The 22652-nt window shown below is 64.9% G+C and carries 22 protein-coding genes; 15 read left to right on the forward strand and 7 right to left on the reverse strand.

From position 1 onward, the window contains the following. Positions 1 to 8: 8 nt before the first annotated feature. Positions 9 to 2525, forward strand: coding sequence for a DUF6600 domain-containing protein (locus QQS38_RS03950; RefSeq protein WP_479644036.1), 2517 nt, complete (start codon positions 9 to 11; stop codon positions 2523 to 2525). A 123-nt stretch (positions 2526 to 2648) separates the two neighbouring features. Here QQS38_RS03950 and QQS38_RS03955 read toward each other — a convergent pair whose 3' ends face one another. Together QQS38_RS03955 and QQS38_RS03960 are read right to left on the reverse strand one after the other, a co-directional pair. After that, positions 2649 to 3620: a thymidylate synthase gene (locus QQS38_RS03955; protein ID WP_479644037.1), complete on the reverse strand. Its 972-nt coding sequence runs from the start codon at positions 3618 to 3620 to the stop codon at positions 2649 to 2651. A 125-nt stretch (positions 3621 to 3745) separates the two neighbouring features. After that, positions 3746 to 5116 carry a sigma-54 dependent transcriptional regulator gene (locus QQS38_RS03960; protein ID WP_479644038.1) on the reverse strand — a complete coding sequence of 457 codons (1371 nt, stop codon included), beginning with the start codon at positions 5114 to 5116 and terminating at the stop codon, positions 3746 to 3748. 521 nt (positions 5117 to 5637) lie between these two features. Here QQS38_RS03960 and QQS38_RS03965 point away from each other — a divergent pair. The 9 genes from QQS38_RS03965 to QQS38_RS04005 all read left to right on the forward strand — a co-directional run bounded on the left by QQS38_RS03965 (position 5638) and on the right by QQS38_RS04005 (position 14123). Then, positions 5638 to 6054 (forward strand): hypothetical protein, encoded by a 417-nt coding sequence (locus QQS38_RS03965; RefSeq protein ID WP_479644039.1) that lies wholly within the window; start codon positions 5638 to 5640, stop codon positions 6052 to 6054. Between the two features lie 38 nt (positions 6055 to 6092). After that, positions 6093 to 6599 carry a hypothetical protein gene (locus QQS38_RS03970; RefSeq protein ID WP_479644040.1) on the forward strand — a complete coding sequence of 169 codons (507 nt, stop codon included), beginning with the start codon at positions 6093 to 6095 and terminating at the stop codon, positions 6597 to 6599. Then, positions 6596 to 7225, forward strand: coding sequence for a hypothetical protein (locus QQS38_RS03975; protein ID WP_479644041.1), 630 nt, complete (start codon positions 6596 to 6598; stop codon positions 7223 to 7225). Before QQS38_RS03970 ends, QQS38_RS03975 begins: the two co-directional genes overlap by 4 nt. Before the next feature lie 30 nt (positions 7226 to 7255). Beyond that, the gene (locus tag QQS38_RS03980; RefSeq protein WP_479644042.1) at positions 7256 to 8656 is read left to right on the forward strand and encodes a hypothetical protein; all 1401 of its coding nucleotides are present in this window, start codon (positions 7256 to 7258) and stop codon (positions 8654 to 8656) included. A gap of 115 nt (positions 8657 to 8771) precedes the next feature. Next, on the forward strand, positions 8772 to 9482 hold the full coding sequence (locus QQS38_RS03985) for a C39 family peptidase (RefSeq protein ID WP_479644043.1): 711 nt from the start codon (positions 8772 to 8774) through the stop codon (positions 9480 to 9482). Between the two features lie 5 nt (positions 9483 to 9487). Further along, the gene (locus tag QQS38_RS03990; protein ID WP_479644044.1) at positions 9488 to 10441 is read left to right on the forward strand and encodes a peptidase C39; all 954 of its coding nucleotides are present in this window, start codon (positions 9488 to 9490) and stop codon (positions 10439 to 10441) included. Positions 10442 to 10576: 135 nt separating this feature from the next. Further along, positions 10577 to 12010, forward strand: a complete 1434-nt coding sequence (locus tag QQS38_RS03995; RefSeq protein ID WP_479644045.1) for a hypothetical protein — start codon at positions 10577 to 10579, stop codon at positions 12008 to 12010. A gap of 79 nt (positions 12011 to 12089) precedes the next feature. Continuing rightward, on the forward strand, positions 12090 to 13535 hold the full coding sequence (locus QQS38_RS04000; RefSeq protein WP_479644104.1) for a sigma-54 dependent transcriptional regulator: 1446 nt from the start codon (positions 12090 to 12092) through the stop codon (positions 13533 to 13535). A gap of 87 nt (positions 13536 to 13622) precedes the next feature. Beyond that, positions 13623 to 14123, forward strand: a complete 501-nt coding sequence (locus QQS38_RS04005; RefSeq protein WP_479644046.1) for a dihydrofolate reductase — start codon at positions 13623 to 13625, stop codon at positions 14121 to 14123. Positions 14124 to 14232: 109 nt separating this feature from the next. Here the strand turns inward: QQS38_RS04005 and pmbA are convergent, their stop codons facing one another. Further along, positions 14233 to 15603 (reverse strand): metalloprotease PmbA, encoded by a 1371-nt coding sequence (gene pmbA / locus QQS38_RS04010; protein ID WP_479644047.1) that lies wholly within the window; start codon positions 15601 to 15603, stop codon positions 14233 to 14235. A 141-nt stretch (positions 15604 to 15744) separates the two neighbouring features. Here pmbA and yjgA point away from each other — a divergent pair, with 141 nt between their 5' ends. After that, entirely contained in the window at positions 15745 to 16350 is a 606-nt protein-coding gene (yjgA, locus tag QQS38_RS04015; protein ID WP_479644048.1) for a ribosome biogenesis factor YjgA, read from the forward strand. Next, entirely contained in the window at positions 16331 to 16954 is a 624-nt protein-coding gene (mog, locus tag QQS38_RS04020) for a molybdopterin adenylyltransferase (protein WP_479644049.1), read from the forward strand. Before yjgA ends, mog begins: the two co-directional genes overlap by 20 nt. A gap of 49 nt (positions 16955 to 17003) precedes the next feature. Here mog and orn read toward each other — a convergent pair whose 3' ends face one another. Next, the gene (gene orn, locus QQS38_RS04025; protein ID WP_479644050.1) at positions 17004 to 17615 is read right to left on the reverse strand and encodes an oligoribonuclease; all 612 of its coding nucleotides are present in this window, start codon (positions 17613 to 17615) and stop codon (positions 17004 to 17006) included. Positions 17616 to 17731: 116 nt separating this feature from the next. On the opposite strand from orn, the gene QQS38_RS04030 reads away from it, so the two are divergent. From QQS38_RS04030 to QQS38_RS04040, 3 genes are read left to right on the forward strand one after another with little or no spacing between them, the layout of a single operon-like run. Continuing rightward, positions 17732 to 18991 carry a M48 family metallopeptidase gene (locus QQS38_RS04030; protein ID WP_479644051.1) on the forward strand — a complete coding sequence of 420 codons (1260 nt, stop codon included), beginning with the start codon at positions 17732 to 17734 and terminating at the stop codon, positions 18989 to 18991. Next, on the forward strand, positions 18988 to 19923 hold the full coding sequence (gene rsgA / locus QQS38_RS04035; RefSeq protein ID WP_479644052.1) for a ribosome small subunit-dependent GTPase A: 936 nt from the start codon (positions 18988 to 18990) through the stop codon (positions 19921 to 19923). Before QQS38_RS04030 ends, rsgA begins: the two co-directional genes overlap by 4 nt. A gap of 38 nt (positions 19924 to 19961) precedes the next feature. After that, entirely contained in the window at positions 19962 to 20291 is a 330-nt protein-coding gene (locus QQS38_RS04040; protein ID WP_479644105.1) for a putative signal transducing protein, read from the forward strand. 63 nt (positions 20292 to 20354) lie between these two features. Here QQS38_RS04040 and QQS38_RS04045 read toward each other — a convergent pair whose 3' ends face one another. The 3 genes from QQS38_RS04045 to rplS form a co-directional block, all read right to left on the reverse strand. After that, complete coding sequence (locus QQS38_RS04045; protein ID WP_479644053.1) at positions 20355 to 21293, reverse strand: CobD/CbiB family protein; 939 nt, start codon at positions 21291 to 21293, stop codon at positions 20355 to 20357. 114 nt (positions 21294 to 21407) lie between these two features. Next, positions 21408 to 22088 (reverse strand): CoA pyrophosphatase, encoded by a 681-nt coding sequence (locus QQS38_RS04050; protein WP_479644054.1) that lies wholly within the window; start codon positions 22086 to 22088, stop codon positions 21408 to 21410. A 103-nt stretch (positions 22089 to 22191) separates the two neighbouring features. Then, positions 22192 to 22572 (reverse strand): 50S ribosomal protein L19, encoded by a 381-nt coding sequence (rplS, locus tag QQS38_RS04055; protein WP_277431024.1) that lies wholly within the window; start codon positions 22570 to 22572, stop codon positions 22192 to 22194. Positions 22573 to 22652: the final 80 nt, after the last annotated feature.

Consider the following 22652-nt stretch of genomic DNA (forward strand, 5'->3'; position numbering starts at 1 on the left):
GACGCTCTATGACCACCGCTATCTCTTCCCCGCTACTGACCTTCCGGCGCGCGGCCGCCTACGCCTTGATCGCGGTTGCGCCGCTGGCCTTCGCCGCGCGCGCCGCATTCGCGCAGTCCGCGCCCTACCCCGGCGCCGCACCCGCCGCGCAGTCAGCCGATCCGCCCGGCCGCGTCGCCCGTCTGAATTACGCCGCCGGCACGGTGACGACGGAGCCGGCGGGCGCGAACGACTGGTCTTATGCATCGGTCAACCGGCCGCTGACCACGGGCGATCAATTGTGGAACGACGCCAACGCGCGCTCCGAGCTGCACATCGGATCGACGGCCGTGCGGCTCGGAGCGTCGACGAGCCTGGACGTGATGAACCTCGACGACTCGAACGCGCAACTGAAGGTCGCGCAAGGCACGCTCTCGACGCGCGTGCGCTCGATACCGAGCGGCTCGTCGTACGAAATCGATACGCCCAATGTCGCACTCGGCGTGACGCGCCCCGGTGATTACCGTGTCGATGTGGCGCCCGACGGCAGCACGACGACCGTGACGGTGCGCAGTGGCGCGCTGACCGCCTATGGCGACAACGGGCAAGTGCCCGTCGAGGCAGGGCAGCAGATCACGTTTGCCGGGACGAACCTGCAAGAGGCATCGGTTACGCAAGCGCCGGAGCCCGATCCCTTCGACGTGTGGGCGGCCAATCGCGACGCCGCCGAAGACCGCTCGGTTTCGGCCCGCTATGTCTCGCGCGACATTCCAGGGTACCAAGACCTCGATGCCAATGGGAGGTGGAGCGACGATCCGCAGTACGGGGCCGTCTGGGTCCCGAACGAAGAACCCGCGGGTTGGGCGCCCTACCACGACGGCCACTGGGCATGGATCGCCCCGTGGGGATGGACCTGGGTCGACGATGCGCCTTGGGGCTTTGCACCCTACCACTATGGCAGGTGGGCCTATCTTCATTCGTCGTGGTGCTGGGTGCCGGGGCCGCTCGTCGTGAGTGCGCCGCCTGTCTATGCGCCTGCGCTAGTCGCGTTCGTCGGCGGCGGGGGCGGCGGGCCGGGCTGGAGCGTGAGCCTCTCGATCGGGGGGGCTGCGACCCCGGGCATGGCGTGGTTCCCGCTCGGTCCCGGCGAAGTGTGGCACCCGGGATGGGGCGGCTGGAGCCCGCGCTATTACGAGCGTGTGAATCAAACGGTCATCGTGAATCAAAACGTCAATATCACGAACATCCACAACACCTACATCAACTATCGCGCGCCGGGCGCGGTCACGGCGGTGCCGGCGACGGCCTTCGTGCATGGCAAGCCCGTCGCTCACTTTGCGCAGCGCGTCGACCCGGCGCAGTGGGGCCGAAACGTGCGGATCAACCCGGGCGCGGCAGGCGTCGCGCCGGTGCGCGAAAGCATGCAGTCGGGCTTGCGGCCTGCGACCTATCATCCGCCGCAAACTCTAGCCGCGCGTCCTGTCGTCGCGACGCGCGGGCCAGCCACGCCGGCAGTTTATCGAGACCATTTGGCCGAGCACCTCGCGCAAACGGGCGGTCGCGTGCCGGGCGCGGGAGCGCCCCTCGTGCGGCCGGCGGCGCCTGCGCAATTCATGGGGCAAGCCGCGCATGGCGCCGCGGGCACGGCTCCGGCGATGCCGCGCAACGTGCACGTCGTCGATTCGCATTCGCCGGTCATCGCGCCTATGCACGGGCCGGCCGCAAGCGCTCAACGCCTCGCCGAGCCGGGCCGAAACGCCGGCGAGCCGCGGCCCGAAGCGAATGTCCGCCAAGCGCCCCAACGCGAGGCCGCAGGCGCGCAACCGCAACCTGGACTGCACTCGCCCGCCGCAACGGAGCGCGTGCAGCCGAGCAACGGCGTACCACGGCCACCCGCAGCAATGAACGGTGCGGCCGAGCACGGTGTGCAACCCGGCGCGCGCCAAGCGCCGGCTTGGACCCAACCGCACGCCCCCGTTACGCAGCACCCGCCAGCCGCCGAGCCGCGCTCGGTGACGGGCGGGGTACCGGGGCCTGCGCAGCCGATGCAGCACGGCGAAGCGCAGCGGGTGCAGCCGCAACCTGCCGAGCCGAGAGTGCAGACGCGCGAAGCGGCCGGCTCGCGAATGGAGAACGGCGCGCAAGCGCAAGCCCCGTCGCAACCCCGCTTCGAACAGCCGCGGGTCCCAGCGCAGCCGCAGCCTCATTTGGAACAGCCACGTCCGCAACCGCACTTCGAACAGCCACGTCCGCAACCGCAGTCCCAACCGCACTTCGAACAGCCGCGCCCGCAACCGCAGCCCCAACCGCACTTCGAACAGCCGCGCCCGCAACCGCAGCCCCAACCGCACTTCGAGCAACCGCGCCCGCAACCGCAGCCCCAACCGCACTTCGAGCAGCCGCGCCCGCAACCGCAGCCCCAACCGCACTTCGAGCAGCCGCGCCCGCAACCGCAGCCCCAACCACGGCCAGAGCCTGCGCCGCACCCCCAACACGAGCCGCAGCATGCCGCCGGCCCGTCGCAGCAAGGCCAGCATCGAGGGTGAGCGCGGCGAGCGCAGAGATGAGCGAGCGCTCGTTCGGCGACTTCACGGCAAGCCGAAACGGGAAGCCGTGGAGGCTCGGCTTGCCGCGCGAGATGGATCGCGTGACCGGACCCAAAGCGCCGGCTAAACGGCCATCGGCGCGGTCAGCGGCTCGTGGTGACGATAACCGACGAGCGAGAAATCGCCCGGCTCGACCTGTTCGAGCCATTCGGGCGCATACACCCCTGTTTGCGCATAAGCGGGCACGCGATCGGCAATCTGAAGCCGCGGGCTTTCATACGGTTCGCGCTCGAGTTGGCGCTTGAGCATATCGAGCTGGTTTTCGTAGATGTGCGCGTCGCCGATGAAGTACGTGAACCACCGCGGCGTGTAGCCCGTCAAACGGCCGACCAGAGATAGCAGCGCCGCGCCTTCGACCAAATTGAACGGCGTGCCGAGACCGACATCGTTGCTGCGAATGTAGAGGCACAGCGAAATTTCACGGCGAGCGGCATTAGGCAAGAACTGATAGAGCAGATGGCAGGCGGGCAACGCGATTTGGTCGAGCATGGCCGGATTCCAGCCGTGAAACAAGATCCGGCGATCCCCGGGGTTCGTCATGATCGTATCTAGGCACTGCCGCAATTGATCGATCGCCTTGTAGAGCAGCACCTTGCGCACGCCGTCTTCCTCGAACTGCGTGACGGTCCGATAACCACGCTCTGCGGCGTCGGCCAAACGTGCATCGGCGGACGCCTCGATGACCTTGTAGCCCGGCCACTTGCGCCACTGCACGCCGTACACGTCGCCGAGATCGTCCGGGCCCTCGCGGTACGGATTGGCGAGCCACTGCGCGTTCTCGTTCGCGTTCGCATCCCACACCTTACAGCCGAGCGCGCGGAAATCGGCTGCGCTGCGCGAGGCACGCAAAAATCCGATCATTTCGCCGATGGCGGACTTGAACGCGAGCTTTTTGGTGGTAACGGCCGGAAAACCCTCTTGTAGATCGAAGCGCATCATGGCGCCCGGCATCGTGATGGTGCGGATGCCCGTACGGTTTTCCTGCCAACTGCCCGTATCGAGAATGGCGCGGACGAGGTCGAGGTATTGTTTCATGCGAGGGGATGTCCTTCGGCTCGAGGCGCGCGGGCTCGTGGGTCGAGCACCGCGCAAACCTCGATTTTATCAAGCGCGAAGAATTTCGCCCCGAAGCATGCTTTGCGCCGAGCCGCACCGGCGCATCAACTCGTCATGCGATGCTCGCCCGGCACGATTTCCGGATGACGCATGTCGTGCGCACAGAGCAAGCGGTACAGCGTCACGCGCGAGATGCCGAGGTCTTGCGCGGCGTCGCCGAGCCGCCCGCGGTGCCGCAGCAGCGCCAATTCGATCGCCTGCCGCTCCGCGGCCTCGCGCGCCTGGGCAAGCGAGATGGGCGCGATCTCGACGTAGTCGGCCAATTCGAGATCGTGCGCCGTGATGAGCCGTCCTTCCGACATCACGATCGCCCGCCGGACACGGTTGATGAGCTCGCGCACGTTGCCGGGCCACGGGTAATTGTGGAGCGCGGCGATCGCGTCGGCCGAAAAACCGCGCCGCCGGCGCGCGCCATCTTTGCCGAAACGCTCGAGCATGTGGCGCGCGAGCAGCTCGATATCCCTCCCGCGCGCGCGCAGCGGCGGCTCGTCGATCTGCAGCACGCAGAGCCGATGATAGAGATCCGGGCGGAAACGCCCTTCCTGCATCGCGCGCTGCATGTCGACGTGCGTGGCCGAGATGACACGCACGTCGACGGCGATCGACTCCTGCCCCCCCAGCCGCTCGATTCGCCCCTCTTGCAAGAACCGCAACAGGCTCGCTTGGCTCTCGAGCGGCAGATCGCCGATTTCGTCGAGGAACAAGGTCCCGCCGTGGGCTGCCTCGATCCGGCCGATTTTGCGGTGGCTCGCACCCGTGAACGCGCCGCGCTCGTAGCCGAACAACTCCGACTGCAGCAAATGCGGCGGAATCGCGCCGCAGTTGATCGCCACCAAGGCCGCTGCGCGCCGCGCCGATCGCTCGTGTATGGCGACGGCCGTCAGTTCCTTGCCGGTGCCCGATTCGCCTGAAATGAAGACGGGCGCGTCGGTCATCGCCACCTTGCGGATGGCGCGGAACAAGGCGCGCATGGCGTCGCACGAGCCCACCATTTCGCCGTCGCCCGAGCGCACGGCATCGCCGTCTTCCGCTGCGCCGAGCACCACCATGCCATAGGCGTGCCCGACCGAATCGACGATGCGCGGGGCGTCGTAGGGCATCGTGACGTAGTCGTAGCAGTAGTCGCGCACGAGCCGGCGCAACGCGCTCTCTTGCAGTTGGCCGGGGGCGGTCGCCGCGACCCAACCGATATTGGGCAGAGTCAAGCACGACTCGAGCGCCGCGATTTCATGGGAATCGAATCGACTGGATAAATCGAGCAGACCGCCGGCCGCCGCGTCATTGCGCAACGCTCGGCGCGCATCACGCGCGCTCGCGGCCACCGACACCTGCCAGCCGCGCGCATTGAAATGCGCGCTCAATTGGGAATTGACCTCGCGAGTAACGTAAATCAGTGGCCGACTTGCGGGTTCCATTGTTCAGACCTCTTATTCATGAACATGAAGCAAGACGTCATGCACGACAAACGCGCCAGCGCATGCCTACCCCGACTCTCTCAAAGGCGTGGAGCCCGCTGCGGTCCTTGGCGACAACCCAGATCAACGCGCTCGCAAACGCATTATTAATAGCAATTGCCGTTTGTTCGGCGATTTTGCTGAGATGAAACTGTTCCCACAGCTTACTATATGGGCCGTTCCAGAAGCACTTACATTCGCCGTAAACTTGCAATAAGCCCGCGCGTCCCCTGCGCCGCCGGCATTCCCGCTGTTGCCGCCGCGCGATTTTGGCCGCCCTGCGTGGCCCTTTTGCGACACCGACTCTTCCCCGTGACAACGCGAACCGGCAGCTTTTCTGGTTCGCAGTTTCAGCGCTGAAACGCTTTCTCGCGATTTAGCCTCGTTTATCGCATCCGATTTTGCAAGAAGCCCATTCCCGCAACGTTTTTGGGGCCATGGCACGGCTTTCGCGTTGAGTGTCCGCACAACGGAGAGACCCCATGCCATTCGTTCAGCACATCACCTTGCGTTCCTGTGTCGCGATCGCCGCGCTGGCGATCGCGGCGGCGGCCGCGGTGTCCGGCAATGCATGCGCCGATACATTCGATACGTTCGATGCGCAGCCGCAGCAGCAAGCGCTGCAACACGAACCCACCTCGGCGCAACCCGAGGACGCCAGCCTCATTGCGAACGATCAAACAAGCGCAACCGTGAGCATGGCGCTCGACGACCGAGTGCTTGCGAATCAGCGCGGAACCGGGCTCGGGCTCATGACGATCGCGGCATCGGCGCAAACGGTTAGAGGCCGCTCGTCAGTGACGCTGTGGGACGAAATCGCGCCCCCTGCGCCCGTCCCCGTGCCGGTGGATACGTCCCACGTCGCGCAGAGCAACGCCGTCAGCTATTTCCGCAAGTAACCGTGCACCTGCACCAGGCGTTCGCCGGAGAACTCGTCATGCCCTTCATCGTCCTTGCCTCGCCCCCTCGCCGCGCCTGGGTTGCGCTGCTGCCGGGTTTGGCCGCCGTGCTCGTCGCCGCACCGGCGCCGAACGCGTTCGCGCAATACGCCGGCAATCCGGGCGACATCATCGTCGAGCGCGCCGTCATGCCGCGCGATGCATTCAACGCGATTCCCCGAAACGAGAATCCCGTAGCCGTGCGGGCCACGACCTTCCCCGCTCCCGCATTCGACGCGACGGTCGGCTCGCTCGTATCCGACGCTGACCTGACGCAGGCGCACGGCTCGCAAGGCGTCGCAAGCAATGGCGTAGCTGGCGGCGCGGCCAGTTTGCAAGCGCTGACCAAACTCTTGGGCGGCTCGGCAACGGGCAATAACGTCGCGATGGGTCCGACCGGCGCACCGTCGGCCACGGTCGGCGTCGGAGGAACGATCGCCACCTCCGTCACCGGCGCGCTCGCGCCGCTCACCACCGGACTAGCCGGCCTCGGGGGGTTCAGATGAACACGTCGAGCCATCGAGGCCGCGCACGGGCGGCCGGGATGTTCGCCGCGTGCTGTTGCGCACTCGCGGCGACATCGCCGGTCCTGGCGCAAACGATACCTGTCGTCACCGGCGAGGCCGCGATCGCGAGCGATGCGCTCGCCGGCATCAAGGGCGTCGTGAGCGTGAACGAAGCGGCCGGCCTGAGCAACGCGCAAAGCAACCAAGCCGCGATCGTGTTGGCGCCCAACGGCCTCGCCGATGTGAGCAGCGCGCAAAGCGCCCAGGCGAGCGCGCTCGTGCCCAGCGCGCGAGCCAGCATCGAGAGCGGCGCTTTGGCGAACGTGTCCGGCATGACGATGGTGAATCAAGCGGCCGGCGCGGCCAATCTTCAACGCAACAGCGTCGTGCTCGGCGCTGCGGCGACAGGAGTGGAAAGCGTCGCGGACAGCGTGCTGTCCGCGGCCTCTCCCAAGCAAGGACGTGTGGATGTATCGGCGATGGCTCAGGGCGAGCGCGCGGTGCGCATTGGCAACGATGTGCTCAAGAACGCAAGCGGCATCGCGCAAATCAACCAGACGGCCGGCGCCGGTAACGCCACGGCGAATAGTTTTGTGCTCCGTCCCCCGGCGGGCACTTTTTTCTAACGTAGTCCCTTTCCTCATCGGAGCGTCATCATGAAACGCACACTCATCGCCGCAGCAGTGCTCGCAGTCGCCTCGGGCAGCGCGTTCGCGCACAACGTCAAGAACCCCTTCATCTACAACGAAACGGGCGTGACCGAGAACGTCCATCTGGATGGTTTCGTGCGTCTGTTCGGCTGCGTCACCGTATCGAGCTCGGTCGGCGCCGTCGTCAACAACAACCAAGTGCTGGCGGCGAATGCAAGGCTCGATCCGATGGCCCAAAGCTACTCGATGGGCCAAGTGACGACGGCATTGAACAACAACTATCGCTCGGTGACGGGAAGCGGCTATGCGAAGGGGTCGAGCACGAGCAGCGAGTCGGGCGCCAGATCGTTTGCGCAAAGCTTTGGCGAATCCTCCGCCTACGCATACCGGAACCAGAGCAGCTCGATCTCGGGCGGCGGCTACGAATACAGCAACCAGCAATCGAGCAGCGCGAGCAGCGAATCGCACAACTCGCAGGACGCCAGCGCCACTTTGACCGCAAGCGGCTCGGCGAACCTGAACTACAGCGTTTCGCATCACCATCATCACGGCTCCAGCTCGGGCAGCGCCAGCGTGAGCGGCAACATTAGCGTCAACGCGTTCGAAGGCACCGCCGCCGACAAGTATGCGTCGCAAAAGCAACAGAGCGCCGCGCAGGGGTCGGGGCAAGGCGCCGTGTGGCAGTTCCACGCGGACCAGGGCTCCGGCGGGCAAGCCTTCGCCGAGCAATCGTCGGGCTCCGCATCGTGGAGCGAGTCGCACAGCAGGAGCCATGACGCATCGTGGGCCTTCGGCGAATCCGTCGATTCGAAGAACGTGACGGTGACGGGTTCGGTGACGGACTACATCAACACGCAACACCCGGGTGTCCTGACGGCCACGACGGGCGCGAACGCGGGCAACGGCTCCTCGGGCAACATCGGCATCAACGTGGCCGAAGGCGTCAGCAACGGTCAAAGCAACGATGCCTCGCTGGCCTCCGTCGATACCGGCAATGTGTTCGGCAACGCACAAATCTTCAGCTCGCAAGTGTCGGGCGGCACCGCGACCGTGAACAACTTCATGCTCAATGCTTCGCTGGGCGACAACTCGCTGAGCAACGTCTCGGGCAACTTGGGCGTGAATATCGCCGCCGGCGTGGCCAATGGGCAAAACAACAGCCTCGCCGCATCGACGACGAATCTGAAAGACGGCGCGATCCCGCTCGCGGTCGCCATGGTCGCCACCGACGACAACAGCCAATCGACGGCGCTCTCGTTCCAAGGTTCGATCAGCGGCACCGCAAGCATCGGCGCCGGAGCGTTGCGGAACTCGACCGGCAACATCGGCGTGAACATCGCCGGCGGCGCCGGGAATCTGCAGCACAACGGCCTGGCCATCGCAGCGACGAACATGAGCGGCCATTGAGCGTCGCGCTCGACGGCTAGCCGGCGCCCACGGCTAGCCGTGCGCCGCAGATCACAGCGCTTACGCATACCGGTGCTCGACAGCGGCCGGTATGCGCTCTACGAGGGGAGTCAGCATGTCACGACGTGCCAGCTTCGCGGCATGGCGGCAGATCGCCGCGCTCGTTTGCGCCGCGATATGTGCGCCAAGCAACGCGCAGTCGACCATCGATACGTCTAACCTTGCTGGCGTGCCACTCACCAAGACGGTGCGCTCGATGCGGGACATTCGATACGGTCATATCGTCGGCCAGCGCTACGACTACAGTTGCGGCTCGGCCGCGCTCGCGACGCTGCTCAAGTACGGCTACGGCATCGACATCGCCGAGCCCGAATTGATCCGCCGCATGATGGCCTTCTCGAGCCCGGAAGTCGTCGTCAAGAACGGCTTTTCGATGCTCGACATGAAGCACTTCGTCGAGACGATCGGCCTGCGCGGCCGCGGCTTTCGCGTGAACCTCGATGCGCTCTACCACCTGCAAATTCCCGTGCTCGTGCTGATGAATATCGGCGGCTACGAGCACTTCGTCATCGTCAAGCATGCCGAGCATGGGCGCATCTTCATCGCCGATCCCGCACTCGGCAATCGCATCGTGCTCGACGAGGACTTCGTCGCGAGCTGGAACGGGCTCGTGTTCGCGGTCCTCGGCAAGCCATTCCGGGAGGACTCCCCTTTATTGCAGGACAACGTGTCGCTGGCGTTGCAACTGCGCGAGCGCGCGCTCGCCGCGAGCACCGCCGCGACACCCTTCGTGGATTACGGATTGTCTAGGGCAGACTGGTTCTGAACCTCATGAGACACCTACTTCTATCCCCTCTCACGCTCGCGCTTGCACTGGCTACCGGTGGACTCGCAAGCGCCGCGCAGGCCGCGCCGCGGCTTGCGGCGCCGCCCGAGTTTCTCTCGGCATCGGCAGGCGCGCGCTGGCAAGCCGTCGACGACGACGTGCTTGCGCAGCAAAGCGGCAAAGGCCCCGGCGGCACGACGGTGTCGGGGCTCGTGCTCGAACTGCTCTCGCAATGGCAAATGCCCAACGGCGCGTCCGCCAGCGCGCAAGGCACGCTCACGATCTCGACCCATCTGAACAACGCCCTCTCCGCCCAGGTGACGACCTCGGCGCAAGCGAGCGACGGCGTCGGACATGGAAATGGCAATGCCAACGGTCTCGGCGTCGGCAACGGCAGGTCGCCGCAAACCGGCCTGCCAAGCGCGAATGCCGCCGGCGCTTCGAACGGCAACGCAGGGCCGATCGCGAGCGGCGGCCACACGTCGGCAATGGCCCCCGCCGGTTCCGGTGCGAACCCGCAAGCGAGCGCGACGGGCGGGCAAAACGTCTCCGTGAGCGGCGTCTCCCAGATCACGCAAGTCGCAGGCAACGGCAACGTCGGCGCGAATTCGACCGTGATCGACTTCAACGGCTCGGGCCCGGCACCGACCGTGACCACGACGAGTCCGACCGCCGCGGCCACGAGCGCGTCGGGCAACGTCAAAGCCGGCATCAGCTTCGCCAACGGCGGCGTTGCCGTGTCGGTGCAGACGCCGGCCGGGATCGCGACACAAACCATCGCGCCTGCGGGCGCGCAACGCGGCGGCTCGATCGCCCAGTTGCTGCAGATCGCGGGCAACGGGCAGGGGGTCGTCAATCAATTGAAGCTGAGCATCCAGACACAGCCGATGTCCGCCGCGCTATTGCGGCAGCTCGGCGTGCAGCAGGCGTTGCGCAACGCTGCCGCGCTCAGGCGCTGACCCGCAAGGTCGCGCAAGGGCGCCGCATCGAAAAGAGGACCAAGACCAAGCAAGCAGTCGGCTAACGAGGGAGACGTGAAGCGCAAGCGGCGACTAAGCCGCGCTTCACGCCGAAGCAAAACCGGGGGAACAACAATGTCCAAGTTGTCAACGAGGGGCGCATGCCAGGCTTGCCGCATCAAGCTTGCAGCGATACCGGCGGCGGTGCTCGTCATGGGGCTGCCGCAGGGCGCAGCGGCGCAGGCGCTGTCCGCGCAATCGATCGAAGAGCGGCTGACCACGATGATGCGCGTGGTCGACGAACAGCAGCGTCAAATCCAGTCGCTCGAGGCTCAGGTGACGCGCCTCGAAATGGCGCAGCGCGGGCGAGGCTTGACGGGCGCAGCGCAAGGGGATGCGGCAACTGTCCCGCCGCCCGGGGCCGACGGCTTGCCCGTGCAGTTGCCGCCGCTCGCGCAAGTCGATCCGGGGTCGACCGGCCCGACGAGCGGCGCCTCCACCGCCGCTGGCGTACCGACCACCACCACGTTGTCCCAACCGGGAACCGGCACGGCAGGCACGGGCGCGCAAGGCTCGGCGATCGGCACCACGCAAAAGGCGGCGCAACCGGTTCGCACCGAGGCGGAAAACGCCGTGGTTCAACGCGAGCACGCGCCGTTGTTCGATCGCAAGCTCACCCTGGATTGGGGCTTGAGCGATACCTACTACGATCGGCGCCAGTTGCAGTTGTCCGGGTTCTTGGCGCTGGACGCCATCTTCCTCGGCAACATCAACCTCGGCCAGACGAAGTCGCACCAAGTGATGGAGGACCTCGACGTGCGCTACGGCCTGACGGACCGCATCAGCTTCGACGTCGACGTCCCCTACGTCTATCGCCACAGCAACTTCATCGTCGGCGGCGCGGGCGGCGCGGCGGGCGCCCTGTCGGATGCATCGGGCTCCTCTAGCGCAATCGGCGACGTCAACTTCGGCATCTACTACCAATTGCTCAAGGAAAGCGGCGACTGGCCCGACATCGTCGGGAGCGTGCGCGTGAAAGCGCCGACGGGGACCTCACCCTTCGGCATCAAGCTCGTGCAGGTCGACCCGAACAACACGAGTCTCGTTGCGCCCACCAAGCTGCCCACGGGCACCGGCTTCTGGAACATCACGGCCGGCGTATCGGTGCTCAAAACCTACGATCCGGTCGTGTTGTTCGGTAGCCTGTCCTACACGTACAACCTCGCACGCTCGTTCTCGGATGTCTCTTCCGTCGAGGGGCAAACCTCGCCGGCAAAAGTCAAGCTAGGCGATGTGATTCAGTGGGGCGCCGGCGTCGCCCTCGCCTTCTCCGAGAAAGATTCCGCGAGCGTGTCCTACACGATGGCGATCGAGCCCGAGAGCGAAACGCAAGCGCCCGGCCAGGGCTGGCAGAAAGTGCCGGGCAGCGAGACCGTGGCGGCCGCGGTGAATTTTGGACTGAACCACGTCGTGAACAAGCACTTGACGATCAACGGATCGGTATCGATCGGGCTCACGCCCGATGCACCGAACTTCGTCGTCGGCGTGCGGTTCCCGTACACCTTTTGATGCGTGACCATACGGGTGCATCGTGCGTGATACTTCTCATTTGACCTCCCTCGCTCCGCTCTCGGCGCTCGGGCCGAAGTTGGCGCTCGCGCACGGCAAATGCAGCCGCGAGCAACAACACGAATCCGAACCGCGTGCCCTCGTCTATTTGTCGCGCACGCCCGACGACGGGCTCGTCGATCATTTGAAGAGCCGCGGCTGGAGCGTTTCGATCGCGCGCACGAGCGCCGATTGCGCCCGCCTCGTGCGGCCCGACATGCCCTACGCGGGCATCGTCGACCTATCGCGCCTGAGTGCGCGCGAGCTGTGCGCACTCGAGACGGGCTTGCGTCAGCCGCTCGTCGGATGGGTGGCGCTCGCCAGCCCCGACCGCCTGGCCGAACCCGACGTGCGCCGCTTGATTCGTAGTTATTGCTTCGATTACGTGAAGCTGCCGGCCGCCGCCCCTACCGTGGACTATCTGCTCGGTCATGCGTTCGGCATGGTGTCGCTGACGGACCTCGACCTCGCCACCGGCGTGGCGAGCGCGGGCGACGACGAAATGGTCGGAACCTGCGAGGCCATGCAGCAATTGTTCCGCACGATCCGCAAGATCGCGAACACCGACGCCTCGGTCTTCATTGCCGGCGAATCGGGCACGGGCAAAGAACTCACGGCGGTCGCCATTCACGAGCGTTCGCCGCGCCGCAAGGAACCGTTCGTCGCGATCAATTGCGGCGCGATCCCGCAACACTTGCTTCAGTCGGAATTGTTCGGCTATGAGCGCGGCGCATTCACCGGCGCCAACCAACGCAAGATCGGTCGTGTCGAAGCCGCGAACGGCGGCACGTTGTTCCTCGACGAGATCGGCGATCTGCCGCTGGAAAGCCAAGCCAGCCTGCTGCGCTTTCTGCAGGAAGGCAAGATCGAGCGGCTCGGGGGCCGCGAATCGATCCCCGTCGACGTACGCGTGATTTCAGCCACGCACGTCGATCTCGATGGCGCAATGCGCGACGGGCGTTTCCGGGCGGACTTGTTTCACCGGCTGTGCGTGCTGCGCATCGACGAGCCGCCGCTGCGCGCGCGTGGCAAAGACATCGAGATCTTGGCGCACCACGTCTTGCATAAGTTCAAGACCGACAGTGCGCGCAAGATTCGGGGGTTCGCGCCATCCGCGATCGAGGCGATGCACAAGTACGGCTGGCCCGGGAACGTGCGCGAACTCATCAATCGAGTGCGGCGCGCGATCGTGATGGCCGAGGGCAAGCTGATCAATGCGGACGACCTCGATCTCGCTCAGTTCACGCGACAGGAAACAATGACGCTCGCGCAAGCGCGCGAGGCCGCGGAAAAACGCGCTATCGAAGCCGCGTTGCTGCGCCATCGGCACCGGCTCAACGAAGCGGCCATGGATCTGGGTATCTCGCGCGTGACGCTTTACCGATTGATGGGCTCGCATGGACTGCGGGACCCCTCGGCATCGGAGGAGAAGACCAGCGCGGCAGACGACGAAGACCGCGGCGACGGCAAGATGGCGACGGAGTGAAGCGACGGCGAAAGCGGCATTCGATGCGCGCTCGCGTAAAATCGTGGTCGATTCCGACCGCTTCCTCGAACGCACTCGCTTTTCGCCATGACGACATTGACGATAATCGTCGCCCGCGCCCGCAACGGCGTGATCGGCCGCAATAACCAACTGCCCTGGCACCTGCCCGAAGACCTCGCCTTCTTCAAGCGCGCGACGATGGGCGCGCCGATCATCATGGGCCGCAAAACCCACGAATCGATCGGTCGGCCGCTGCCGGGGCGTCGCAATATCGTCGTCACGCGCGACGCGCAGCGCCGCTTCGAAGGCTGCGAGATCGCGACGAGCATCGAGAGCGCGCTGGCCTTGGCAGCCAAGGACGGCGCAACGCAAGCCTTCCTGATCGGCGGCACCCAGCTTTATGGCGAGGGCATCGCGTTGGCGGACAAGCTCGTCATCACGGAGATCGACGCCGACTTCGACGGAGACGCCACGTTTCCCGCCCCCGACGCCCGCGAGTGGGAAGCCGTGTCGCGCGAGACGCACCAGGGGCCCGACTTCGACTACGCGCGGGTGGTCTACCAGCGAATCGACAGCGCCCGCCGCTGAGCACGCTTGGGGGCTTCGCGCGCGCGTGGACCACTGACGGCCCGCGATCGCGCAGGCGACGCGCCCGTTCTATTCGCGCGGGGCGTGGCACCCCGCCGCATCTCCGCGCTCACTGTCCCGCGATGGTCATCCGTTCGATCAACACCGAACCGGTTTGCTTCGTACCCCGCACGATGGAATCGGCGCCGATTGCGACGATATGATTGAACATCTCCTGCAGCGTACCGGCGACGGTGATCTCCTCGACGGCATACTGAATCTCTCCGTTCTCGACCCAAAAGCCGGACGCACCGCGAGAATAGTCGCCGGTGACGTAATTGACGCCCTGCCCCATCAGCTCGGTTAGCAACAACCCCGTTCCAAGCTTCTTGAGCATTGCCTTGAAATCGTCTTCAGGCCGCGTCTCGCTGCTCATGAGCGTGAGATTGTGCGAACCGCCGGCATTGCCGGTCGTCTGCATGCCCAGCTTGCGCGCGGAGTAAGTGGACAGAAAGTAACCCTCGACGACTCCGTCTTTCACCACCGAGCGCTGTTTCGTGCGCACGCCTTCCTCGTCGAACGGCGCGCTGCCCATCGCGCGCGGCACATGCGGATCTTCCACGATCTGCACGTGCGGCGCGAAGACGCGCTTGCCCAGGCTATCGACGAGAAACGACGTCTTGCGATAGAGCGCGCCGCCGCTCGTCGCCTGCACGAACGCTCCGAGCAACCCGGCGGCAAGCGGCGCCTCGAACAGCACCGGCACCTTGCGCGTATCGAGCCGGCGCGCACCGAGCCGCGCGAGCGCCCGTTCGGCCGCGTAACGGCCGACGGCTTCGGGCTGCGCGAGCGAAAGCGCATCGCGCTTGGACGAATACCAATCGTCGCGCTGCATGTTGCGGCCGCTGCCCGCGATCGGCGCGCAGGCAACGTAGTGCCGCGAATACGGGTAACCGGCCAAAAAGCCGCGCGTGGTGGCGAGCACGAACTGCGAGTGCTGGGCCGATACGCTTGCGCCTTCCGAGTTGCGGATCTGCGGACCGGTGGCGAAGGCGGCGTCCTCGGCCCGGCGCGCGATCTCGACGGCCTCGTCGGCCGACAAATGCCATGGGTGATAGAGATCGAGGTCGCGCGGGTCCGTCTCGAGCAATTCGGCTTCGGCCAGCCCCGCGCATTCGTCCTCGGCCGTGAAGCGCGCGATGTTGTAGGCCGCCGCCACGGTGTCGCGCAGCGCCTCCTTCGAAAAATCCGACGTGCTCGCGTTGCCGCGCTTGGCCCCGATGAAGACGGTCACGCCGACCATCTTGTCGCGGTTGTGCTCGATCGTCTCGACTTCGCCGCGCCGCACGGATACCGATAGGCCGTCGCCCTCCGAAATTTCGGTGGCGGCGTCGGTGGCGCCCAGCGACTTCGCATGCTTGAGAATGTCGGACGCGATCTCCTTCAATTCATCTTGAGTATGCGGGAAGAAGCGTTGTGAGGTTTCGGTGTCCGCTGCCATCGTGATTGCCGTCCGGTATAGAACTGTCTGTTGAGCACGGCTCGGGCCGCCGGCCGACGTGCTGGCCGGGCATGCTCGATCGTTCGCATCCCGCGATCATAGCAAGGCTTGCGCGGATGGTCGCGCGCTACAATAACGCCCATGACACGCAAAACCCGTATTCAACCGATCGAGCACGATGATTCGGCCGATCAGGATCTGGCCGACGAGCGTCCCAGCAAATCGCAATTGAAGCGCGAAATGCACGCGCTGCAAGCCTTGGGCGTCGATCTGGTCGAGCTGCCGAAAGACGCGCTCAAGCGCATGCCGATGCCCGACAATTTGGCCGATGCCGTGCGCGACGCGCGCCGCATCACCGATCATGAAGGCAAACGCCGCCAAATCCAGTACATCGGGCGCGTCATGCGCTCGCTCACCGAAGACGAGATCGGGGCCTTGCGCACGGCCCTCGAAACGTACCGCGGCGTGAACAAAGCCGAAACGGCACGGCTGCATTGGATCGAGCAAACCCGCGAGCAACTGATCGCCCACGACGACGCGTTCACGGCATTTCTGCGCGCGCATCCCGGCGCCGACGCCCAGGAAGGCCGCACGCTGATCCGCAACGCGCGCAAGGAAGCGCAGCAAGGCAAGCCGCCGCGCTATTTCCGCGAACTGTTTCAGTGGATCAAGTCCGCGAGCGGCGGCGGCGAAGGCGAGGACCCTACGGATTCGACGGAAGACGACGATGACCAAAACGACGCGTAACCATCCCGACGAGATCGTCATCGGGCTCGTTTCGATCAGCGATCGCGCCTCGAGCGGCGTCTATGAAGACAAAGGACTGCCTGCGCTGGAAACGTGGCTGGGCGGCGCATTGGCTTCTCCGTGGCGCGTCGAGAAACGGCTCATCGCCGACGACCTCGAGCGAATTTCGGCCACGCTGATCGAACTCGTCGACACGTTCGGCTGCGATCTGGTGCTGACGACGGGCGGCACCGGCCCGGCGCGGCGAGACGTCACGCCCGAGGCGACGCTCGCCGTCGCCACGAAAGAAATGCCGGGATTCGGCGAGCAAATGCGCCAAATCAGCCTCAATTTCGTGCCCACGGCGATTCTCTCGCGCCAAGTGGCGGTGATTCGCGAAACCGGCGACCATGCGGCGCTGATCATCAATCTGCCGGGCCAGCCGAAGTCGATTCAGGAAACGCTCGAGGGGCTGCGCGACGAAAGCGGCGCGGTGAAAACGCCGGGCATCTTTGCGGCGGTGCCGTACTGCATCGATCTCATCGGCGGCCCGTACGTGAGCACGAACGATCGGGTCGTCGCGGCATTCCGGCCGAAGAGCGCCCGGCGCGCCCCTTCCGTTTGACGCGCCCGGCGGCGCCGGTCGGGGCCGTCGAGCGCGACGCGATGCCGCGTCAATTGCCTGCGCTCGGCACGGCGCTCGGCGATGGGATCAAGAAATGCGCTCGGTAGTATTTGAGCTCGTCGATCGACTCGTGAATGTCGGCGAGCGCCGTATGCATGGCGCGCTTTTGGAAACCCTTGTAGATGGCGGGTTGCCAGCGGCGGCAAAGCTCCTTGAGCGTGCTCACGTCGAGATTGCGGTAATGGAAGAAGCGCTCGAGTTCCGGCATCCACCGCGCCATGAAGCGCCGGTCCTGGCAAATCGAGTTGCCGCACATCGGCGATTTGCCCGGCGGCACGTAGTTGCCGAGGAACGCACGAATCAGTTCGGTGGCTTGCGCTTCGTCCACGGTGGACGCGCGCACCCGATCGATGAGACCCGAGCGGCCGTGTGTATTCTTGTTCCAATCATCCATTTTGCCGAGCGTTTCATCGCTCTGGTGAATGGCGAGCACAGGGCCTTCGACGACTTTATCGAGCGTCGAGTTCGTCACGACCACGGCGATCTCGATGATGCGGTCGGTATCGGGCTCGAGCCCCGTCATTTCCATATCGAGCCAGACGAGGTTCATCTCGCTGCGCACGAGCGTCGGCTCACCGACGGGTTCGAGTAAATCAGTCATGAAAGCAATCCGGTCGTTGATGCAAAGGGAAGCGAAACGGCGCCGCGCGGGGTCGGGCACGCTCGCCCGCGCCCGCGAAACTTTATAATTCTCGCATAGATACTTTGGACTTCCCGATGCCCGCTATCGACTTCACCGTCTTGTTCGCCGTCATGGTGGTCGCGATGGTCGCCACGAAACTGTGGCTGGCCTCCCGGCAAATCCGCTTCGTCGCGGCGCACCGAGACGCGGTGCCCAGGCAGTTCGCCGAAACGATCAAGCTCGAGGCGCATCGGCGCGCCGCCGACTACACCGTCGTTCGCACGCGCTTGTCGATGCTCGAAATCGTCGTCGGCGCCATGCTCGTCGTCGCGCTCACGCTGCTCGGCGGCGTGCAAGCACTCGATCGGGCCGTCTCTGCCTGGTTCGGCCAAGGCTATGCGGGCCAGATCGCGCTCGTGGCCGCCGTCGTCGTCATCACCAGCGTCGTCGATTTGCCGTTCGACTATTACCGGCAATTCGTCGTGGAGGAGCGATTCGGCTTCAACCGCATGACGCGAGCGATTTTCTTTGCGGATCTGGCCAAAGGCGCGGCGCTCGGCGCGGCGTTCGGCCTGCCGTTGCTGTTCGTCGTGCTGTGGCTGATGGGCCGCGCCGGCGCGCTGTGGTGGTTGTGGGCGTGGGCCGTTATCGTCGCCTTCCAAATGCTCGTGCTCGTCCTGTATCCAACGCTGATCGCGCCGCTGTTCAACAAGTTCGAACCGCTCGCGGACGAAGCGCTCAGCCACCGCATCGACGCGCTGATGAAACGCTGCGGCTTCGCCGCCAAGGGCTTGTTCGTGATGGACGGCAGCCGCCGCTCAGCGCATGGCAACGCCTATTTCACCGGTTTCGGCTCGGCCAAGCGCATCGTCTTTTTCGATACGCTGCTTGCCCGCCTCAGCGCCAGCGAGATCGAAGCCGTGCTCGCGCATGAGTTGGGACATTTCAAGCGACGCCACGTGCTCAAGCGCATGCTCGTCACGTTTGCGATCAGCCTCGGCCTGTTCGCGCTGCTCGGCTGGCTGGGCCAGCGCACGTGGTTTTACGAGGGTCTGGGCGTGCGCCCTTCGATGAGCGGCAGCAACGACGCTTTGGCGCTGGTCCTTTTCTTTCTAGCGCTGCCGGTGTTCATGTTCTTCGTCACGCCGCTCGGCAGCTTGAGTTCGCGCAAGCACGAGTTCGAAGCCGACGCCTTCGCGGCAAGCCAGACCGATGCCAACGAGCTCGTCAATGCCCTGGTGAAGCTCTACGAGGACAACGCGGCCACGCTGACCCCCGATCCTGTCTACACAGCGTTCTACTATTCGCACCCGCCCGCGTCGCAGCGGATCGAACGGCTGCTGCGGCACGCATGAGCGCCCCCTCCCACTCGGTAAAACGCAGCGGCGCCGAGCGCTTGGCCGGCCTCGTGATCGCCGCCCACGGCCGGCATTATCTCGTTGCGCCCGAGCACGAGCCTCATGCACTCTTGCAATGTTTTCCGCGGGGTAAAAAAAGCGAAGTGGCCGTGGGCGATCGCGTCGTCTACGAGCAAAGCTCGGCCGATCAAGGTGTCATCGTCGAAATCGGCGAACGCCGCAACCTCCTGTATCGGTCGGATCAATTCAAGTCGAAGCTGTTTGCGGCGAACCTCGATCAACTGCTGATCGTGTTGGCCACCGAGCCGCACTTCAGCGAAGACCTCCTCGGCCGTGCACTGGTGGCCGCCGAAGCCAACGAATTGAAGCCGCTGATCGTTCTGAACAAAACCGACGTGACCGCGGCACTGCCCGCTGCGCGCGAGCGCTTGGCGCGCTATCGCGCACTCGGTTACGAAGTGCTCGAGTTGTCGATCAAGACGCAGCCGGAGGAAGCGCTCACCGCACTACGGACGCGTTTGCAGGGCCATGCGACGCTGTTGCTTGGCCAATCGGGCATGGGCAAATCGACGCTCGTCAATCTCGTCGTGCCCAACGCCGATGTCGCCACGCGCGAAATTTCGACGGCGCTCAACAGCGGTCGCCACACGACGACGTTCACGCGCCTGTACCCGCTGCCCGAGGGTGGTGCATTGATCGATTCGCCCGGCTTTCAGGAGTTCGGGCTCTATCACTTGACCGAAGGCAGGCTCGAGCGCGCGTTCCCCGAATTTCGCCCTTTGCTTGCGCACTGTCGTTTTTACAATTGCCATCATCTGCACGAGCCAGGGTGCGCGATTCTGGAAGCGCTGGCGGACGGGCGCGTCGCGCGCGAGAGGCATGCGCTATACGCGCAGCTCGTTCATGAGGCCAGCCAGGTCGTGAGATAGCGCGGGCGCCGCATTGCGCTCTTTTAGGACGCCGCATGATCAAGCTGACCCAAGCCCCGAATCCCGTCATCGGCCAACATTGGGTCAACTTGCTCGAAGCGGCGGGAATCGGCTGCGAACTGCACAATCGCTACCTAAATGGTGCACTCGGCGAGATCCCCGCAGATCAGTGCGCACCCGAGCTATGGCTCGTCGACGAGCGCGATGAAATGTTGGCGAGGCGGATCCTGCAAGCCGCACAAAACGGCCCCCCGCCCGGCGCGCGACGTTGGCGCTGCAGCGCCTGCGGCGAAACCTTGGAGCCGCAATTCACCGCCTGCTGGCGTTGCGGCGCGGCGCGCGAAGCTGGCGAAGACGATGAGGTCTAGCTCAGCGCCAGCTAGCGCAATTTGCCGAGGCGATGGCTAGTGCGGTTGCGGCTGCCTAGAGGTCTAGCCGACCCAAACAGCGATGGTGAGCATCAGCAGCAGAATCATCCAGAGGATGACGGCGCGCCAAACCAGTCCCACGGCCGATTGGAGGGTGCGCGGCGTGCAATCGTCGCCGACCGGCATGGGCCCGCCATCGGGCGCACCTAGCGCATCGAGGCTCGACGGCTCCGCCAAGGGCCCCGCGAGCCGTGCGCCCAGTGCCCCGCTGCCGGCAGCGAGCAACACGCCGTCGTTCGCATCGGGCCACTGACGCGCGTGATTGCGCCACGCGTAAATGGCATCTTCGAAATTTCCGACAATCGCGAAACCGAGCGCCGTCAATCGCGCGGGCAGCCAGTCGATCACAAAAAAGGCACTGCGCGCGAACGCGCCGAAAGCGGCCGTACGTTCGCCGACCGACACGCCCCAGGTTCGGGCGAGGTATTCCGAGATCCGATAAAGCACGGCGCCGGCGGGGCCGATCGGCACCAAAAACCAGAAGAAGACGCCGAATACATGCCGATGCGAGGCGACGACCGCATGAATCAAGGTATGGCGCACGATCTCGCCCACCGGCATGTCGACGGTGTCCATGCCCGTCCATTCGCCCAGAATCTCTCGTGCTCTTGGGACATCGTCGTTATTGAGCGCGAGGTGAATATCGGTGAAGTAATGGCTGAACTGGCGAAAACCGAGCGTGAAATAAACGATGACCACGTTCCAAAGGAACGCCAGCACAAAGCTGATTCGATACAGGACGTAATAGATGGCCGCAACGGCTAGCGTCCATGGCAGCACTACCACGAGCCAGGCGAGCATGCCGTGTTTTTTCTTGCCCGCGTCGAAGCCTTGCGCGGCCGATTCCGCGTGATACTGCAGCAACGCAAAGATGGGGTTGCTTTGCGACAGCGCACGCAGTTGTTCGAAAACAAGGGCCAACAATACGGAGAAAAAGGTCATGCGAAGGGCCGTGGCAATTCGAGTTTGTTCAATTGTCGCGTAACGATAGCACAGGGCGCGATACTCGAATGCGCTCGTCTCGACGTGACGGCTCGCGCGCCGCGCGCTATGCGTTCAGGCAGCTAGAAAACGATAGAAATTGCGCAGCATGCCGGCCGTCGCGCCCCAGATGAAATAGTGCCCCCCTGCGCCCGAGCGCGGGTACGGCATCGCGAAGAACCGGCGCTCGCCCCCCTCCCAATGCAATACGCGTACCTCGTGATTGGCCGGGTTCATCAAAAACGGCAGTGGCACCTCGAAGATGTCGGCGACTTCGAGTGTATCGGCGCGCACGCTAAACGGCGGATGCACCAGGCCTACGACAGGCGTGACGCGAAAACCGGTGCCGGTCAGGTAATCGGGCAGCGCGCCGAGCACTTCGACGCGCTCGGGCGCAAGCGCCACCTCCTCTTGCGCCTCACGCAGGGCTGTCGCCACCGCATCCGGGTCGGACGGCTCCCGCCGACCGCCTGGGAAACTGATCTGTCCGGCGTGATCGCTGAGATGATCGGCGCGTTGCGTGAGCAGGACGGAAAGCCCTGTCTCGCGCGCGATCAATGGGACGAGCACAGCGGCCGCCCGCGGATCACTTAGCTCCTGCGACAAAACCTCGAAGGGCTCGGGCGCCCACGCAAGGCGCTGCTCGAAGCGCTCGCGCAACCCCGGTGGTGTGAGGCGATATGCCGCCACACCGGGCAAGCCGGCGCCGGTTGCTTCGATCGGAAGCACTTCGGGTTCGAAGACGGGGCGAATCAAAGTTGCACTCGGGAGGTCATGAGCGGATAACCGCCATTTTGATCCTGCTGCCGGGAAACAAAAAAGCACCCATTACGGGTGCTTTTTCTTACAGCTTTCACGCTTAGGAAGCCGCGCGGTCCTTCGAGACCAGCTTTTCCTTGATGCGTGCCGACTTGCCCGAACGTTCGCGCAGGTAGTACAGCTTCGCGCGACGCACGTCACCGCGACGCTTCACGACGATGCTGGCCAACAGCGGCGAATACGTTTGGAACGTACGCTCGACGCCTTCGCCCGACGAGATCTTGCGGACGATGAACGACGAGTTCAAGCCACGGTTGCGCTTGGCGATCACCACGCCTTCATAGGCCTGGACACGCTTGCGGGTACCTTCGACCACGTTGACGTTCACGATCACCGTATCGCCCGGGGCGAACTCGGGAATCGATTTGCCGGCGAGCACGCGCTCGATTTCTTCCTGCTCGAGTTTTGCAATCAGATCCATCACAGACTCCTTATGCCATCTTGTCGGCGTTCTGCCTGCCGCGTGTCACCTGGACGGTTTGGCTCGGCCCCGATAGAGGA

Source organism: Trinickia sp. Z7, assembly GCF_056498045.1.

Bases quoted from the DNA above. Each gene is read 5' to 3' on its own strand.
- QQS38_RS03950 (WP_479644036.1), top strand. From the start codon at position 9: ATGACCACCGCTATCTCTTCCCCGCTACTGACCTTCCGGCGCGCGGCC.
- QQS38_RS03955 (WP_479644037.1), bottom strand. From the start codon at position 3,620: ATGAAACAATACCTCGACCTCGTCCGCGCCATTCTCGATACGGGCAGT.
- QQS38_RS03960 (WP_479644038.1), bottom strand. From the start codon at position 5,116: ATGGAACCCGCAAGTCGGCCACTGATTTACGTTACTCGCGAGGTCAAT.
- QQS38_RS03965 (WP_479644039.1), top strand. From the start codon at position 5,638: ATGCCATTCGTTCAGCACATCACCTTGCGTTCCTGTGTCGCGATCGCC.
- QQS38_RS03970 (WP_479644040.1), top strand. From the start codon at position 6,093: ATGCCCTTCATCGTCCTTGCCTCGCCCCCTCGCCGCGCCTGGGTTGCG.
- QQS38_RS03975 (WP_479644041.1), top strand. From the start codon at position 6,596: ATGAACACGTCGAGCCATCGAGGCCGCGCACGGGCGGCCGGGATGTTC.
- QQS38_RS03980 (WP_479644042.1), top strand. From the start codon at position 7,256: ATGAAACGCACACTCATCGCCGCAGCAGTGCTCGCAGTCGCCTCGGGC.
- QQS38_RS03985 (WP_479644043.1), top strand. From the start codon at position 8,772: ATGTCACGACGTGCCAGCTTCGCGGCATGGCGGCAGATCGCCGCGCTC.
- QQS38_RS03990 (WP_479644044.1), top strand. From the start codon at position 9,488: ATGAGACACCTACTTCTATCCCCTCTCACGCTCGCGCTTGCACTGGCT.
- QQS38_RS03995 (WP_479644045.1), top strand. From the start codon at position 10,577: ATGTCCAAGTTGTCAACGAGGGGCGCATGCCAGGCTTGCCGCATCAAG.
- QQS38_RS04005 (WP_479644046.1), top strand. From the start codon at position 13,623: ATGACGACATTGACGATAATCGTCGCCCGCGCCCGCAACGGCGTGATC.
- pmbA (WP_479644047.1), bottom strand. From the start codon at position 15,603: ATGGCAGCGGACACCGAAACCTCACAACGCTTCTTCCCGCATACTCAA.
- yjgA (WP_479644048.1), top strand. From the start codon at position 15,745: ATGACACGCAAAACCCGTATTCAACCGATCGAGCACGATGATTCGGCC.
- mog (WP_479644049.1), top strand. From the start codon at position 16,331: ATGACCAAAACGACGCGTAACCATCCCGACGAGATCGTCATCGGGCTC.
- orn (WP_479644050.1), bottom strand. From the start codon at position 17,615: ATGACTGATTTACTCGAACCCGTCGGTGAGCCGACGCTCGTGCGCAGC.
- QQS38_RS04030 (WP_479644051.1), top strand. From the start codon at position 17,732: ATGCCCGCTATCGACTTCACCGTCTTGTTCGCCGTCATGGTGGTCGCG.
- rsgA (WP_479644052.1), top strand. From the start codon at position 18,988: ATGAGCGCCCCCTCCCACTCGGTAAAACGCAGCGGCGCCGAGCGCTTG.
- QQS38_RS04045 (WP_479644053.1), bottom strand. From the start codon at position 21,293: ATGACCTTTTTCTCCGTATTGTTGGCCCTTGTTTTCGAACAACTGCGT.
- rplS (WP_277431024.1), bottom strand. From the start codon at position 22,572: ATGGATCTGATTGCAAAACTCGAGCAGGAAGAAATCGAGCGCGTGCTC.